Origin of the sequence: Nostoc sp. DedQUE04 (genome assembly GCF_034530995.1) — a bacterium.
Lineage (GTDB): Bacteria > Cyanobacteriota > Cyanobacteriia > Cyanobacteriales > Nostocaceae > Nostoc.
The window spans coordinates 15,186-30,422 of sequence record NZ_JAVRCA010000008.1 but is presented as its reverse complement, the minus strand read 5'-3'; the positions used below and the strand labels follow the sequence as shown (position 1 = coordinate 30,422).

Sequence of the window (15,237 nt, the reverse complement as noted above, 5' to 3'; positions counted from 1 at the left end):
TGAATCAGGTAAGCGATCGCTCTCCTAAAAGTTAGCGATCGCTCTCAAATTTTGAACTAGCTACTTTTCCGCTTTTCAATAGTTACTGTGCCATGCTCATCTTTGACGCTAACGGCACTTATCGGGGAGTTTTGAAGGATTTTTACTTCCTTGGAAAAATGCACTTCCACCTCGATCGCGCTCATGTTAAAGCTTCTATTTACACCTGCATCGCCACTGTCGTGAGTTAAAGTAACTTTGAAATCACTACTCATTTTGTTGACCCTCCAAATTGCTTTCTCAACCGCTCCAAAAGCGCTGCACCCTCCCCATAGCGCTTGCCAGTGAAGCCAAGGACTTCCGTCACGATCGCACTATCACTTTTTTCACCTCCCAAGCGTTGAATTAGCCGCCAAAGTACCCGGTCGTTATCGGAACAATTTTCCTCAAAATCCTTGCCCAGAGCGGTTTTGAGGTCATTTTTAGGTGGTTTTTCGGGCGCGATCGCGTTGTCATAGTAAGGTTGTGCTATGGTCGAACCACCGCGCAGCGCTGCGGCTTTCATCTCTCTGTATGGAGGGAGTTTGAGCGGCTGATCGTCGAGTAAACAGTGTGACTGGTCAGCTTTTAACCAGTTAATAAGCACTTCATTTTTCAATGATTTGGCGTGGGCTATCGCCTTTTTACCAAGGCGAATACGGTAGAAAGCATCGGCTAAATCGCTTTTACCTTCCAGCCCCCAGGCTGCTACACGGTCATACTGCGAGAGTAAAATTGTAAAGCGTCGCGCTTTGCGTCCCCTCCTGGCGTGACGCTCTAGCCACTCACCGGAACTGCCTACTTTTGAAACCAGTTCTGGGTATTCTTCAACGATGATTACGCGCTCAGTACTGGCTAATGCAGCGTCCCCGCGTTCGTTGCGGATCTTCATTTGGTTGCTCAAATCGTCTAGATCCTCTGTCATTCCCCGGTCAATTGCCACCCAATCTTCGCCGCGACCAATGACTTCCAAGCCTGACCAGTCAGTGGGAGTGCCTTCACACTCATACACTTTCACCGCGCCGCCGATGGTGTAGGCGAGGTATTGGGCCAGAGTTGATTTCCCAGTACCCATTTCGCCGATGATCATCACCTGTTTGCCTTCAATAGCAGCGATGATATCAGTGATGATTTCCAGTGGTTCATCGACTGGAACAGCTGAGGCTTCAATGACTTGGGACATGGGAACCCCCGCGTAGGGCAAGGCATCGTAGACTTTCAGTAGTTTCTTGACGGCGGTTTCGGTCGCTTGAGTGATGGTAATACCCAATTTCAAAGCAGATGTGACACCGTAAAGGCTGAACAATCCAAAGGAGAATACTACACGACCCATTCCCCAGGCACAATAACGCATTAACGTTTTGGCATTGGGCAAGTGCATCTCTACCCAAGTGTGGGCGTTGGCAGTTCTGGGAGGTGAGGCAACTTTGATATCTATTAGATCATTTCCCATACTGCACCTCTATTTTCAAGTAAAAAGGTTGCTGGCTTTGCTGTTTGCAAAGTGCAATGATGCCAATAATTAGCGCTGAAGTGGTGAGAATAAGAATGAAAATTTGATTCATTCCTTAGTACCCCCTGCTCCCTGCTCCCTTTCTCGAATTGCCTTCCACGTTTCGGGGTAGGTTTTGCGATCCATCCGCCGAATAGATTCCTGTACCTCTGGTGGCTGCTGTTTGAGTTCTTCGTTGATCGCGATCGCAATTTCTAACCACGGACTACGCTCTTGATTCATGAGTCACCTCAATTTCAGGTATTTCAGGAACCGTAATTACTGGTGGATCGATTTCAGAAGTTAGGTAAGCAAGCGCTGTAAAGGCATCACCCACAGTCAAGTCTGGGTAATATCCTTTTTCTATCAAAGCCTGGTAGTCTGGATGATTGCTGATTTCACTAATTAGTAGTGAGGCTTCAACTATTAGTTCGGAAAGTGTTTTCATCTGCCCCCGCTAATAAGTGATGGTGCAATTTCCCACATGAGATTACCAAGCATTGCATAAGCATCGCTAAGGGTGATCTCTGGTTGGTAGCCTTGGTTTACAAGACTTTGGTAATCAGGATGTGCTTTGATTTCCGAAATTAAACCTGATGTTTCTCCAATGAGTTGCGCTAGTGTTTTCATCAGCCAATCCTCTTGTACATAAAAGAATTGCTAGAAAAACCTTCACGGACTATCAACTCGGATTCTGGGGTATCAGCGATGATCTCAGCCCAGCCTGTTTTGTCGTTGTGGCGGATGTTGTTTTCTGCGATCGCACCCAGCCCAGGACGGGCTGATTCAAATTCATCAACTACTTTCTGTTCTTTGGGTGTTAGTGGTTTCATGGTAAATTTTGAATAGCTTGATAGGGACATTTGTCTCTCCAAACAAGCTCTAGGGCGAACTAGGGCTTGTTTTGGATTTGGGATGATTTGATAAGGAAACTCGAAAGCATCGACCGCCGCCGACCATCATCACTTCACGATCCGCAAGGCGAACGGCTTTGCTACGACTGACTTTCATTAGAGGGAATGAACCATCCGGTGAAAGGCTGAACATTTCGTAATTTTTCAGAGAATCCCACTCGACTGCTGTTCTGTCAGCTAGTCCCAAATACTCGACTTGATTCATGTCTGCGGCAGAGCCGGCGCTGGGTAAAGATGGCAAGTATCGCCTTGCTCTCTCTTTTTTGGGCTTTGCCTCGGTCTTGTCCTCAGTCTTTGCTGATTTGTTGCCATTACTAGTGGCTTCTAGTGCTTCCATAGTCCTTGCATACTAGGGTTATAGTGCCGCTTATGCGGTATTTAAGTCCCTGCATACTAGGGTTATAGTGCCGCTTATGCGGTATTTAAGTCCTTGTATAGTGGTCTTTTACTACTGCGTTAGCGTAGCTCGCCGCAGGCATCGCGCCGCAGTCATTTTGGCAAAATGCTTGTGCTGACTGGATTTGAGCGTTAAGCTAGGTTGGCTTTACCTCCTAATATTGCTGAAATATCTTTAATTTCATTCATTTGTTGACGGCGATCGCAGTCTTTAAACCTGGCTGCGATCGCCTTTTTAATTGATTTCTGTTACATTCATGCTGTTCTCCCTTTCAACGTTATTTTTGAACCGACTTAGTTGAGGATATCCAGGGCACTTTGCTCTGGATTTTTAATGGCTGCTAACCCCGCGACGCTACGACTTACGGGTGAATGCAGTTGTCAGTCATCAGTCATTGGGCATCAGGTACAGGGTGTTTCCGCGCAAGGTGGCGCGGGTGCTTGCTCCGGTTGCAACGCGAACTGTCAGGCGTTGGGGAGATTTGCTTTATGGATTTACGGATATCCATTAATCAATAAATATTGCATATCCAGATATACTAGTCAATAATGGATTTCTGGATATGCAATAATCGAGGTGTTCACCAATGGAAATAAAAAATGGTAGGAAAAGGTCGTCCGAGGTCAGGCAGAGAAACAAAGGGAGTCAGTTTGAAAGTCAATCCCGAAGCATGGGAACTCTTTCAGAGACTAGCGCAGAGCCTGGGACTTACTCGCTCGGAACTTCTGGAGAAGATAGCAACAAAAGAGATTCCCATACCTCAAGATCATTCACAAACAACTCAATACCTGGGAAAATCATCAGCCAGCTAGTTGATGAAACTGAAAAGCAGCTGGCCTACCACGAAGAACAAGCAGAGATCCTAAGAGACAGACTCAAAGAGCTAAAAGAAGTAACTATAAGCCATACAGAATAAAGCCGTTTACCTATTTGGGTAGACGGCTTTATTCGTGGCGCTATCGCCTCACTTGAAATCGGAGTGCGATCGCCACGAAGACTTGACTGACCAGCAATGTTGATTACTAACCATGAAAGTAGTTCTAAAAATCAGCACAGGGGAAATAGTAGCAACAAAGGAATTGGTCGGCTTACTTGAATTCCCTGGTTTCATTTTCCATCAAGGACATCTTTACAAACGAGTAGAACAAAGCCTCTCGGAGGCAACTTACCAGTGGGAGCCACATTTGCATATCTAACACCCAATGCCCGACGAAAAAACCGAAGGACAAAGACTCGAAGACCTCATGACCAAGATAGATACCGAGATGCAGCGCCTGGACTGGACGGTAGAACAAGGTCGAGAGCATTTGCAGAAATATTACGGAGTGCGATCGCGCCTCCTGTTGACCGAGGACGAATTAGATAACTTTCTATTGTTTTTACAGCTTTCCGATGTTGAATCCTCACCAAAAACCACTTCCTAAACCCAAAGACCTAACCCAGGAGCGACTAGACAGACTAGAGCGTACAGTGGATTTCCTCCGTAGGCATCTGCTCTCCACTCTAGAACTAACTTATGCACTGGCCGCAGAGCTAGCCGAAACTAAGGGGCGAGAACAGTCCAAAGACCCAATCTGTACCAAGCTGCTAGCTGAATTCAACACCCTTAGCACCCTAAAGACAACCCAACGTGACTTCAATCAGAGGAGGTAGTTCTTAAACAGCAACTAGGCAACTTCTTGCCCGCAAAAAAAACTCACCAATTTAGACATTGGTGAATCAATTACCAAAAAGATTGAATAAAAAATGAACAAATACTTAATAAGATTAAGCGGTCAAATAACCGTTACCTTCCTGTATTCTATCACATCAAGTAATTCAAAGCTAGCTAATGGGGGGACAAAAAAATGGTAGTAATCCCCTATACATATACCGAAGAACCAAACTTTAAATCTGTTGATGACAGGCTCCCGCCGCAGAATATTGAAGCAGAAGAAGCGGTGCTAGGTGGTATATTGCTTGATCCAAATGCAATTTATCAAGTTAAAGACAGACTAAGAACAGAACACTTTTATATTGGCGCACATAGAGATATCTATCAAGCTTGTCTTCGTGTTTGTAAAAAAGGACTACCAGCAGGCGGTTCATCGGGATTATTGCACGTTACTAGCTGGTTATCAGACCATGATTTATTAGCAAAAATTGGTGGCAGAAATAAATTAGCTACTCTTGTTGATAGAACAGTTAGCGCTATCAACATTGATAGTTTAGCTACGTTAGTAATGCTAACAGCCCGACGTAGAGAACTTATAAAAGCAGGCAATGAACTTATACATTTAGCTTACGATACTGAAGCAGAATGGACAGATATTTGTGTAGCTTCTAAAAGCAAAGTTCTCTCAGTAATTGAAACCCCACTAGCTCCAACAAAAGAAGAGAATGAGTTGTGGCATCACAAGAAGCTAATAAGTGAACTAGAAGATGTTTACCTTAAAACATCTGACCCTAGTCTGAAACTATACAGGCTTAATCTACTAGCTAATGCTCACCCTGAGATAAAAAAAGGAATAACAGGACTTGAAGACCTCTACATAAAATCACTGTGCGCCACAGTCGAGCCACGCAAAAGCTTAGATCAACTTGAAGAGGAAATAGGAACAGAGGGAAGGAAATGGCTTTTAGGAGGGATACTCGCACAGGCAACCACCGCGCTAGTTATTGCCGATGGTGGCGTGGGTAAAACCAAATGGCTTTACGACTTGCTCCACTGCATCGCCTCCGGTAAAAACTGGAATGGGTTTCCTGCCACCGCCGATAGTCGCCGCGTTTTGATTTATCAAGGTGACGAGTCAAAACACGATATGCTCCAGGCGCTCAACAAGCGCGGATTCAAACCAGGTACAGAAGTTCGCCAAAGGACAGAAGTTAGATTTGGCTGGAATACTGACGCAATGCCGATTTTGTACCAAGACGCAAATGAATTTAAACCTGCAATCGTGATGATCGACTCACTGACCTTTGTTAACCGCCACTCCCTTTACGACGAAAACAGAACAGAATACTCTCGCCCAGTCCTGGAGCTAAACAAGTTCGCGGCAGAAACAGGGATAACCGTAGTCATTGTTCACCACACCAACAAAAGCGGAGGAGCTAGGGGGACAACAGCAGTTAGGAACGCCGTCTCAGAAGTTATCAAGCTCGAAAAAGACACTAGCGGCAGCGCTAGTCCACAAGAGAAAATTCTCACGATCGAGAAATCGCGATCGCGCCGCTTCCCTGCGAGCTATCGCCTATTTTTCAACGAAGAGGATTTCAGTTTTTCTCTGTTAGAGGAAGTTGGGCAAGAACTCGGCTCACCAGACAATTCCACTAAAGACCGCATCGTTAAGTTTTTACAGGAACACGCTAACAACAAATTTGAAGCTGAAGAAGTAGCTCACTATATCAGCACGACCTCTGGTAACGCACGGCGCTGCTTATCGCAATTAGCCAGAGACGGACTAATAAGCCTTGACGAGAGAAGCCTTAGCGGGACGAAAAAGCTGTATTACATTGCTTGGGAATCCGAAAATTGTAGTACAGAAATTCTGTTACAAAGTGCAACAATAACACCATCTCCGCGGATCACCTCTGAAAATGACTCAAACACTTATCATGACGAGATAAATGGCAAAAATGATGATGTGTATAAAAACGATGGATCACCTGTGATCACCTCTATGATCACCTTGACGGATCACCTTACCAACCACAATACCAACCATTTTCTAGAAACCATTTCAGCCGATAACTTGCCAGAGAATTTGGAAGGTGATCATCTAAGTACATCAAAAATTGCAATTTTATCAAATCCTGAATCAGAGAAAAAAATCAACATCAAGAACGATCGCCCGATCACCTTAGCCGGAAACGCAGAACCAGCAAGCAATCCAGAAGGTGATCCGGTAAGGCGATCGCCTTGCGATCGCAAGGTGATCCAAGGCGATCGCGATCGCCTCGACGACAAAGGCTATGTACTACAAGCCACAGAACAAGAGTTACCCATCCTGCCATTTATTGAAGAGAAAGGCACTTACTGGAGTGCATCTTTCCAGCGAGAGGTAAAAGTATTCCAAATTTTTGATGAGTTTTCCGAAGCCAGCTGTCATGTGACTGGGCGAGGCAGATTTAGTCTGACCTTCACGGATTTACAATGCTGTGAACAATCCCCCAGGAGTGAATTTAGTGTGGGGGACAAAGTAGTTATTCTGGTTGGCAAGTACAAGGAAACCTTTGCCACCATCACCACCATTCGAGCCGATGGCATCTGGTTAAAATCTGACGATCGCAAAAAACGACTTGCAAAAGCCTACTTCCCGCATCAACTAGTAAAAGCCTGACATTATAATCCGCCAGAGTGCGATCGACAAGTATTGCGATCGATGTTCAAGGCGGATGGATTGTCCTGCACTTGATAAGCTTTCTATTCTTGGCACAGTAATGTATAACTCAATACTGGGAAAAATAATTTTGTACTTATTGTTTTCACCAAGAAAAATGAGAAATTCCATAAGACTATCAGCTATCGCTGGACTTGCGTTTTTACACGGATGTACTTCTTCCTGCATCCCTTCACCGAATTCAACATCAAACACAAACCCAATTTCAGTAGCAAATTCTTTTAGTGGTTCAGACAAATACGAGGTTCAGTGGAATGGCCCCAAGGGTACTAAGATTGTTGGAACGTATGTTATCGGCTCAACCAAAGACCTGACCGCACCTTCAAGAGTAGAAAACGTTGAAGTAATACTTCCCCACAAGGTAAGCTTTTCTGCTCCTAAACAATCCATAGTTTCGGCAGATGGAACACTGTTGGGACAAGGGAAGTTAGAAATAAAAATTTATAAGAACGGGTCAGAGTGTGGAAAACCTACTGCTGTTGGGAGTGGGGCTGGAGCAACTAAACTCTGCCAATAATTCAAGCCCCACAAGTTTAGCAATTCAGTTATAGCTTACATAAGTTGTCATGATCTTGAATCCTCCATTTACCATGTGGAGGATTTGACGACTTCAGGTTAAAGGAAACCCCGCTGTCTTTGGGCTTAACCTTCGTCATCGCTATCGTCGTCATCAACATCGTCAGCGATGACGATATTCACACAGTCAGATCCAGCCTCAAAGCCGATGATGGTATACGTTTCACCATAGGCATCCGTCAAGCAGATATGTGCATCAACCGGAAAGTCTAGTAATTCCTGAATCAGTTCTTGTACAGTCAGTTCTTTAGTTGCAGAAGGCATATTCTTCTCCTTTAAAAATGCGATCGTACTTTTCAAGAGATAAAAGTGCGATCGCGAGTAAAGCCCATTTGTGTTATCGGCAAATACAGCTTATCCGTTTAGAGTATTGCTTGTCACAAAGTCACAAAATTGGTGTTATAGAGTAGCGATCGCGTTTTTCATATCGTCTTCGCTGACCTCGATGTACGCCGAAAGCACTTTTAAATCTGAGTGACCAGTAATTTTTTTAATCATCGCCAAGTTGATACCCTTGTTTGCCAGATTGGTAATGAAGCTCCGGCGGGTGCTGTGGGTGCTAATTCCTTTGGCAGACAATCCAGCTTTTTCAACGGCAGCGCGTAAAATTGCATCTGCCCACCTCAAGGAAATCGGTTTGTCACCTTCGCGGGCGGGAAACAAGTAGAGAGAATCTGATTCTGGCTTGTACGCAAGCAATATCTCCTTAAGGACTGGATGCACTGGCACTTGTCGGTTTTTGCGTTTGGCGGCTGGGTCTTGTGCCTTGCGCTTACTGTTAGGTTTAGCCTTGCGCGTTCTGGCTCGAAAATTGATATACTCACGTGGGCTGCCATCCTCGCTGTAAACATCGGTTACTCGCAGCTGTACCAAAGCACCCCAGCGCTCACCCGTGTACCAAGCCAAATCAAAAAGTAATTTGTATTTGCGACTCCTGATTTTGGTGCGAATTTTCGAGCAATCCGCATTTGAGATAACAGCAGCTTGACCTTCTCTATCATTTTTCATTTCGACCTTCTCTTATTAACTGTTCCGGTTTAACCACTCCCAATGGCTAAACCGGAATATTTCTATTTTTAGCTAATAGCAAAATCTGGATTAATCCTATTCACTGCAAGGGTTCCACGTCCTCAGCAAATGTGCTGCTTTTACATAAAAGTGGAACATTTACATTATTTTGATTAGTTCATACAACGGATTTATTCACTTCATAAAAAAATCCGTTTCATGCCAGAACCTACAATTGTTCAAATTTTTGGAACAGGTGCAACACGTTTAGCAAGTGGTGCAACAACACCAAGCGCAGGGCTGTTTATTCCTGATAGCGCTTTACAAACAGCAGGACTAGCTACACCGGGTAGTGCAAGCGCAGAAGGACATCTTGCAGCAATAAATCTGAACGCACAAAGTTATTTAACACAAACAAACTTTGGTACAAATACCGACCAAAGTATTTATATTGATAAGGGATTTTCTAGCTTTACGACTAGAGGTAGTAACAATGATTCTTATAGGGTCGATCAGTTGACAATCAACCTTGCAAAACTCGATACAAGTTCAACAATTGACCCGGATAATTACTAATGGCTAATTGTGGTGTATCAGGGACTTGGAATTTAATAACTAGACTGTATAACACTGGAAACCGCGACTATACAGAAACTTATCCTGGCTTTGCAGATGACAATCCGATTCTGGTTAGCGCAAGTCCAACTATGAATTTGATTTCATCGTGTGATGGAAGAATTTTTCTTGCAAACTGGGGCAATGGATACATTGTTTCTAAAAGTTTCGTTCCTGATCCTCTACCAGATATCAAATACGATTGCATTAACGGTGCTTGCATCAAAAGCACGGTACACGGAACTCTGGGACTTTACCAGACGCTATCGGAATGCGAGACAGCTTGCGGTACTGGTTGCAGTGGTAAGTGTATTTCTAATAGTGACTGGGCGCAAATTGAAGGTCTTTCTAATCAATTAAAAAATAGGAATTGCGGCTAAATATATGAGTACGTCCAGCGTGATTGGGAGTATGCAATCAGCGCTTGATTGCGCTGGAAAGTGTGATTGTTGCGACAAGCTTCAGCAACAAATTGATGCACTAAAAAGAGACGTATTGTCATTAAAGCCAGGTGGTAGTAATAGCATTCAATCGCTTGTTGCTGTTGCTGTTGGTGCAGCATTGACAACACAATTAAAACCAGCAGTAAATGCAGCAATAGAATCTAGAAATTCTGGCTTTGCTTCTACGCTAGCTCAAATGAAAGCTGCCATCGGAGACAACGAAGCTACCGCTAAAAAAGCTGTAACTCAAACAACTGAAGTTCTAGAAAAGAATGCAAGGTTTGAAAAAACATTAGCTAGTATGAATAACGCTATTGCTGACGTAGCAAGTACAGCCAATAGCGCGAAATCTACTGCCAATAAATCATTGTCTGAAGTCATAAAAACAGCCAAAGACGCAGAACTGGCGAAAGGATTATCCAATCAAGCAATATCACGATCGGGGCAGGCAATTACTGAATCTGCAAAAGCCACAAACGCTGTTATTAATGCTGCTAGTGAGGCGACAGGGTTAAGGCAGATAGTAAATGGTGTCGGTTCTCGAATTGATGGGTTAGGTAGGGCAATCGGCGTACTAGAATCAAAAACCGCGACTGCCGTAGCGAATGCTGCAAAAGCAGTTGGTATAAGCTCAGAAGCTTTAGCAGCCACAGGGCGACTAGCAGGTAGGATTCTGGAGATTTTTCAGGTTATCGGCACGATATTTACCATAATTGAGCAACTACAAACACTAGTTATTCTTGGCGATCGCATTGACGCAGTAGAAAACGGTGTAGTGGCGTTGGGTAACGACTTATCCCGCGTTCTTGGCAAACTCCTGGGACTTCAAAACCGGATCGGTAACAACGAAACTACAATCGCACAAGTGAAAAATATCGCCCAAGATGCCAAAGGTATTGGTGAGGCGGCGAATTTAAAGGCAGGGGCAGCACAGGTGACATCTGCTAGGGCCCAAGGCATAGCTGAAAGTGCTTTAATCAATGCCAAACAAGCGCAATTGACAGCTGACGGTGCGGTTCGTAATGCCGCAACAGCAAATGAAAATGCCACCACAGCCTACAAACAAGGCATCAAAGCAGAAGGAATTGGGCAGCAGGCTGCAAAACTCGGTGGACAAGCATTGCAAAAGGCAGGTGAAGCACTTGCGATCGCAACAACGGTAATCGCCACAGTTCAGTTGGTTAAAGGACTGCAAGGACTGAGAGGCCTCAAGGGTGACAAAGGCGATCGCGGTCTGCCGGGATTACCTGGCAGAAATGGCACGAACGGCACGAACGGACAGAACGGTATCACCACTGTTGTACAAGTTCAGTTACCCGGCATTCCTGGTAGAGATGGGCGAAATGGTATTAACGGTAGAAACGGATTCCCTGGCAGAGATGGTAAGGACGGGAAGGATATGGGACAAGCAGAAGTATTTGAATTAAAGGCATTTATCGCCGCACAACATCAACAAACGCAGGGTGTATTGGGAAGTGCAATAGCGGGTATTAAAGCGTCAGTAAATACTGGTTTTGCTACTGTGGTCAGCGCTTCAAGTGCTGTTGTGAATGGCGCAAATTTAGCACTGTTAAACGTCATCAACAATAAGTTAGGTCAACAGGTAACAGGTGGAATTAGTGGATTAGTGACAGCCGTTGCTGAAAATACATACATTGAAAAAGCCCTGGCGGTTTTAACTTTTGCAACAACGGTACACAATGCGCTAATGCTGTCCTCCAATCTCGGTCAAACGTTATTCATGATTATTGACCAAGTAACAGCATTTATCCTGCCGAAAGGACTTGATGGAACGCCAATAAGCATTAGTAATGTACTTGGAAAGGCTGTACATGAAGTCATTGTCAGCACCGTAGGAGAGGCAACAGCAGCTCAAATACAACAAAAGTGGGATCAAGCTAACCGTATTTACCAGGCTGCACTAAACATCCATAACCAAGTGCTAGGACTTGGAGGTATTTTAACTGCGGGTTTAGAGGTGATCGGCGGGAATGTTGGCAAAATTGGTAACGCACTTCGCAAGGGTGGAGTACTTCTCGAAAATGCCTACAGTTATATGAATCCTCAACCAAATTTGAAAGGAAAATTCTTTAATCAAATGAATCTCGTTGGTGAGAATTTGCAAGCAATCGCCTTGGTCACTGCGATTCCTATCGCTTTAGTTGCTGCAAAGGACGGCGTTGATAGTAGTGTCGCCGACCTAAAGCGAGAGATATCACAGAAAGATCCTACAGACGCGCAAGAACATCCACTTCACAACGCCGATGGCACAGTAATTCATTACAAACCCGGTCTAGATGTTCCCGATCCTGCTGTGGTCAAGACTGAAGGCGATCAAGCAAAAGCTGATTCCACTAATTTCTTACAGCTAGTGCTTGACGACATTTTCGATGGGGGTGATTAAAAATGTCTGACATAATACCAAAGCCACCTCCAGAAGATTCCTTGCCTGACAATTTTGATCCTTTTGAGCATTTGCAAAAAATTTATATACCTCAACACAATGCACTCGTTCAAAAATATTTCTCTGACTTAGGAAATGACTGGAAACCGAATATAGCAAGCCCTCGCAGCGCTTTAAGAGTTGCTTGCACAATGGTTGATAATGACAATCAATTAATGATGAATTTGCGGCATCATTTATTGTTTGATTTGTTGGGATATGGTAGGAAGAATTTAGCTATAGTTTATGGCTCAAAATTTGATACAGCCCCACCTGTGGCAGGTCATCCCCAACTGTTTTTATATTTCTCGCAGGACGCAGCAGCTAAACCAATAGACGAACCATTAATCGAGCATGAAAAAAGTTGTAGGCTGATGAATTTTTCATGCTCAAGTGAAGGTGCAAAGCCGGCTATTACTAAAGCAGATATGACCGCAATTGCAAACGAAATTAAAACTTTATTTTTAGATAATAAAAAAGGAATTACTTACACCACTGGGAATAAATCAGCAAGCTACACCGATCCAGATAACGGTTTTGCAAAAGGGAATTATCTGTTGGTCAACTCTAAAGCTGATGCGGTAAGTATATATTCAAAAATGTGTAACGCAATTGATGTACCTTACAAGGGTGACAGCCATATTCTGCTAAACGATCCAGACAAAGCCAGTACAACTACTGCCACGGCTGGAAAGACAACTATCTTAGGAAAACAGTACAACAACAGGCGATACAGACCAGTTGCCATACTCCGATTTCGATACGCCTATATCTCTTTAGGTAATTTGGTTTCTCCGATATTCCTGATTGATACCACGCTTAGAAATAAGTCGTTAGTAGAGTGGCTGTGAAATTCGGTCGGGAAATTTCTTTGAAACCTATTAGGTTTCACCACAACGGATAACGTTAAAAACTAGCCTATGTTGGAAAAAAATCTAAACGAGAGATTAATCAATATGGGTTTTAGAGCGTTAAACAGATATGAAAGCCAAAAGGCTAGATATGATGCTTACAAAGCTTGGCAGGCAAAGACCTTAGAACAGAAAAAAGCTTTGTATGACGCAATTCCGGGCATTAGTACTGGCAGAGCTAAACCGGTGTTTGCAGATGGTTTTATTATTCCCTTCAACTCTACCGGCACAATCGTTACCTACATTGAGACATCTAAGATTTTAGACGCGACCCAAGGCACGGCTGTTGGGAAAGATGTAGCCAATGCTCTGCGTACTGCATTGCTTGGGCAGTATTTCCTCACAGCGGCCGGAACTACCCCTGTGGTTTTGCAAAACCCCAAATATAAGTTTGCTAAGCTGAGTTTTACCAACAAAGAATCTTTTGTTGATCGTGTCTCCCGTATCACTGGAGCTACTTATAAAAAGCCTGCAACTGATACAGTATCAATGCCCTTTGGTGGGAAAACGATGTCTGAGGATTTTGACACAGCTGTTCTGGATATTAAAACTAGGGCAAGTGGCGCAAGTGCTTGGAAAAATGCCGGCACCGCTACAGTCAAAAAATCCTACAAGTTCACCCCAGAAGGAATTTAATCCATGTATAGCCCAATAGCCCAGAGAGAAGGATTTCTATGGGTTCCCAGCGATGATATTGATTTACTAGCAGTAGAGATTGATATTGATGCCAGCGATGCAGAATTCGCTGGGATGATTGGGTGTAACCAAGCAGCAAGACAATGGTTACAGAATGAAATCTCTCTAGCTGACTACTGCGATAAGCTGCAATTACATGGGGTACAGAATCCTTACGAAATAGTGGGTGAATTTTGCGATCATGTCGAGTTGATAATGTGCCGAGGGGTATAAGTGAGTAGGAATTTACAGCTAGGGATAGAAAGTAATTGGAATTTGCAATACAGTGATTCTTTCCCTGCTGTAAGTTACTTAAATGATTCAGCAGGGAAACCAATATATCAAAGGATAACTGAAATAAATATTCCCGTAGTTTTTGATAAACCCATCATTGCTGTGTCTGTCAACACTACTGTTCCTGTAGGAAAAATTTGGAACTATGCAGGATATTTACGCCGCAGTTTAACAACTGGCTTGGGTGCAAGTTTCGTCGGTGAACCTGAAAGCTTATTTTTAGGTAAGTTTAATTTAATATTTTTTAGTGATTTGAATACTAATTACTTCCTGTCCCTGCAAGTTCCTAAATGGTTTATCAATGCCAATATTGCTATTTACCAATATGAGGGAATAGATACGACAACCCTAGAAGATGATGTTCAAGCGATAAAAACATCGCTGGGTATATAAAATGAAAATTGATATTAACAATGCTTTAACCATTATTCTTGGACTGCTTACTTTAGTAGGAGCAATTTACCGATTGGCACAGGTAGAGGCAAATATCAACGCTAAAATTAACCGAGTTGAGTCTACTGTACTAACAGCTGTCGATCAACTTAAAGATAACTTTGTCGATCGCCTCTACACTGTTGAAAGAAAATTAGACGTGCATCTAACTGAGTACAACGAAAAAAAGCTTTTCGTTGAATATCGGCTTAACGGTATTGAAAACATGGTCAAGCACAAGTTTGACCGACTTGCTAACTGGGTCAAGCAGATTGCGGGGTTTCTCAACAAACAATCTAATTTCCAAATCCGAGATGACAAGTTTTAGTTACTGGGAGTTTACATTTTGGTTGTAAATCTCTAGCCATCGATCTAGAGTGACAAACACCTCAGACTTTTGATCTTTTTCCCAGATCCACCACCCACCAGCCAATCCTGCATAAAAATTAAAGTCAGCTATTTCTCGTAAGGTTAGGTCATCTGAGCATGACCTGACCTTTTTCCATAGGATAAACTCAAGCCCTGAAAGCCAGCCAGCAGACCACATCCTTTCCGAAAAACTACTCATCATCTGTTTAAGAAATTGTTTTGGATCTTCTGCGATGGTTAATTCATTCATGTCTTGTGGGGATTCAGGGTA

General features: G+C 43.5%; 25 protein-coding genes. 14 read left to right on the top strand and 11 right to left on the bottom strand.

Annotated features, from left to right (window positions below; translation table 11 throughout):
• Nucleotides 1–56: 56 nt before the first annotated feature.
• From RM049_RS07625 to RM049_RS07590, 8 genes are read right to left on the bottom strand one after another with little or no spacing between them, the layout of a single operon-like run.
• Nucleotides 57–254 (bottom strand): hypothetical protein, encoded by a 198-nt coding sequence (locus tag RM049_RS07625; RefSeq protein ID WP_322703743.1) that lies wholly within the window; start codon nt 252–254, stop codon nt 57–59.
• On the bottom strand, nt 251–1,471 hold the full coding sequence (locus RM049_RS07620) for a hypothetical protein (RefSeq protein ID WP_322703742.1): 1,221 nt from the start codon (nt 1,469–1,471) through the stop codon (nt 251–253). The genes RM049_RS07625 and RM049_RS07620 overlap by 4 nt, the downstream gene beginning before the upstream one ends.
• Nucleotides 1,461–1,583, bottom strand: a complete 123-nt coding sequence (locus tag RM049_RS07615) for a hypothetical protein (RefSeq protein ID WP_322703741.1) — start codon at nt 1,581–1,583, stop codon at nt 1,461–1,463. The genes RM049_RS07620 and RM049_RS07615 overlap by 11 nt, the downstream gene beginning before the upstream one ends.
• Entirely contained in the window at nt 1,580–1,753 is a 174-nt protein-coding gene (locus tag RM049_RS07610) for a hypothetical protein (RefSeq protein ID WP_322703740.1), read from the bottom strand. Before RM049_RS07610 ends, RM049_RS07615 begins: the two co-directional genes overlap by 4 nt.
• Complete coding sequence (locus tag RM049_RS07605; protein WP_322703739.1) at nt 1,737–1,958, bottom strand: hypothetical protein; 222 nt, start codon at nt 1,956–1,958, stop codon at nt 1,737–1,739. The genes RM049_RS07610 and RM049_RS07605 overlap by 17 nt, the downstream gene beginning before the upstream one ends.
• The gene (locus RM049_RS07600) at nt 1,955–2,140 is read right to left on the bottom strand and encodes a hypothetical protein (protein WP_322703738.1); all 186 of its coding nucleotides are present in this window, start codon (nt 2,138–2,140) and stop codon (nt 1,955–1,957) included. Before RM049_RS07600 ends, RM049_RS07605 begins: the two co-directional genes overlap by 4 nt.
• Nucleotides 2,140–2,343, bottom strand: a complete 204-nt coding sequence (locus RM049_RS07595; protein WP_322703737.1) for a hypothetical protein — start codon at nt 2,341–2,343, stop codon at nt 2,140–2,142. Before RM049_RS07595 ends, RM049_RS07600 begins: the two co-directional genes overlap by 1 nt.
• A 49-nt stretch (nt 2,344–2,392) precedes the next feature.
• The gene (locus tag RM049_RS07590; RefSeq protein WP_322703736.1) at nt 2,393–2,761 is read right to left on the bottom strand and encodes a hypothetical protein; all 369 of its coding nucleotides are present in this window, start codon (nt 2,759–2,761) and stop codon (nt 2,393–2,395) included.
• Nucleotides 2,762–3,407: 646 nt separating this feature from the next.
• On the opposite strand from RM049_RS07590, the gene RM049_RS07585 reads away from it, so the two are divergent.
• The 6 genes from RM049_RS07585 to RM049_RS07560 all read left to right on the top strand — a co-directional run bounded on the left by RM049_RS07585 (nt 3,408) and on the right by RM049_RS07560 (nt 7,717).
• Nucleotides 3,408–3,737: a hypothetical protein gene (locus RM049_RS07585; RefSeq protein WP_322703735.1), complete on the top strand. Its 330-nt coding sequence runs from the start codon at nt 3,408–3,410 to the stop codon at nt 3,735–3,737.
• 112 nt (nt 3,738–3,849) lie between these two features.
• Nucleotides 3,850–4,017, top strand: a complete 168-nt coding sequence (locus RM049_RS07580) for a hypothetical protein (RefSeq protein WP_322703734.1) — start codon at nt 3,850–3,852, stop codon at nt 4,015–4,017.
• A gap of 6 nt (nt 4,018–4,023) precedes the next feature.
• Nucleotides 4,024–4,245, top strand: a complete 222-nt coding sequence (locus RM049_RS07575; protein WP_322703733.1) for a hypothetical protein — start codon at nt 4,024–4,026, stop codon at nt 4,243–4,245.
• The gene (locus RM049_RS07570; RefSeq protein WP_322703732.1) at nt 4,214–4,474 is read left to right on the top strand and encodes a hypothetical protein; all 261 of its coding nucleotides are present in this window, start codon (nt 4,214–4,216) and stop codon (nt 4,472–4,474) included. The genes RM049_RS07575 and RM049_RS07570 overlap by 32 nt, the downstream gene beginning before the upstream one ends.
• A gap of 194 nt (nt 4,475–4,668) precedes the next feature.
• Entirely contained in the window at nt 4,669–7,140 is a 2,472-nt protein-coding gene (locus tag RM049_RS07565) for an AAA family ATPase (RefSeq protein ID WP_322703731.1), read from the top strand.
• Nucleotides 7,141–7,195: 55 nt separating this feature from the next.
• Entirely contained in the window at nt 7,196–7,717 is a 522-nt protein-coding gene (locus tag RM049_RS07560; protein ID WP_322703730.1) for a hypothetical protein, read from the top strand.
• Between the two features lie 125 nt (nt 7,718–7,842).
• Here RM049_RS07560 and RM049_RS07555 read toward each other — a convergent pair whose 3' ends face one another.
• Both RM049_RS07555 and RM049_RS07550 read right to left on the bottom strand, forming a co-directional pair.
• A complete protein-coding gene (locus tag RM049_RS07555) occupies nt 7,843–8,040 on the bottom strand; it encodes a hypothetical protein (RefSeq protein ID WP_322703729.1) in 198 nt (65 codons plus the stop codon).
• A 135-nt stretch (nt 8,041–8,175) separates the two neighbouring features.
• The gene (locus RM049_RS07550; RefSeq protein ID WP_322703728.1) at nt 8,176–8,784 is read right to left on the bottom strand and encodes a site-specific integrase; all 609 of its coding nucleotides are present in this window, start codon (nt 8,782–8,784) and stop codon (nt 8,176–8,178) included.
• A gap of 219 nt (nt 8,785–9,003) precedes the next feature.
• Here RM049_RS07550 and RM049_RS07545 point away from each other — a divergent pair, with 219 nt between their 5' ends.
• From RM049_RS07545 to RM049_RS07510, 8 genes are all read left to right on the top strand, one after another.
• Nucleotides 9,004–9,360 carry a hypothetical protein gene (locus RM049_RS07545; RefSeq protein WP_322703727.1) on the top strand — a complete coding sequence of 119 codons (357 nt, stop codon included), beginning with the start codon at nt 9,004–9,006 and terminating at the stop codon, nt 9,358–9,360.
• The gene (locus tag RM049_RS07540) at nt 9,360–9,779 is read left to right on the top strand and encodes a hypothetical protein (protein ID WP_322703726.1); all 420 of its coding nucleotides are present in this window, start codon (nt 9,360–9,362) and stop codon (nt 9,777–9,779) included. Before RM049_RS07545 ends, RM049_RS07540 begins: the two co-directional genes overlap by 1 nt.
• 31 nt (nt 9,780–9,810) lie before the next feature.
• On the top strand, nt 9,811–12,246 hold the full coding sequence (locus RM049_RS07535; RefSeq protein WP_322703725.1) for a hypothetical protein: 2,436 nt from the start codon (nt 9,811–9,813) through the stop codon (nt 12,244–12,246).
• A 2-nt stretch (nt 12,247–12,248) separates the two neighbouring features.
• Complete coding sequence (locus tag RM049_RS07530) at nt 12,249–13,136, top strand: hypothetical protein (protein ID WP_322703724.1); 888 nt, start codon at nt 12,249–12,251, stop codon at nt 13,134–13,136.
• A 105-nt stretch (nt 13,137–13,241) separates the two neighbouring features.
• Nucleotides 13,242–13,832 carry a hypothetical protein gene (locus RM049_RS07525; protein ID WP_322703723.1) on the top strand — a complete coding sequence of 197 codons (591 nt, stop codon included), beginning with the start codon at nt 13,242–13,244 and terminating at the stop codon, nt 13,830–13,832.
• Between the two features lie 3 nt (nt 13,833–13,835).
• Nucleotides 13,836–14,105 (top strand): hypothetical protein, encoded by a 270-nt coding sequence (locus tag RM049_RS07520; protein WP_322703722.1) that lies wholly within the window; start codon nt 13,836–13,838, stop codon nt 14,103–14,105.
• Complete coding sequence (locus RM049_RS07515) at nt 14,106–14,558, top strand: hypothetical protein (RefSeq protein ID WP_322703721.1); 453 nt, start codon at nt 14,106–14,108, stop codon at nt 14,556–14,558. It abuts the gene before it with no gap.
• A gap of 1 nt (nt 14,559) precedes the next feature.
• The gene (locus tag RM049_RS07510) at nt 14,560–14,925 is read left to right on the top strand and encodes a hypothetical protein (RefSeq protein WP_322703720.1); all 366 of its coding nucleotides are present in this window, start codon (nt 14,560–14,562) and stop codon (nt 14,923–14,925) included.
• Here RM049_RS07510 and RM049_RS07505 read toward each other — a convergent pair whose 3' ends face one another.
• Nucleotides 14,926–15,216, bottom strand: coding sequence for a hypothetical protein (locus tag RM049_RS07505; RefSeq protein ID WP_322672587.1), 291 nt, complete (start codon nt 15,214–15,216; stop codon nt 14,926–14,928). It abuts the gene before it with no gap.
• Between the last annotated feature and the right edge of the window lie 21 nt (nt 15,217–15,237).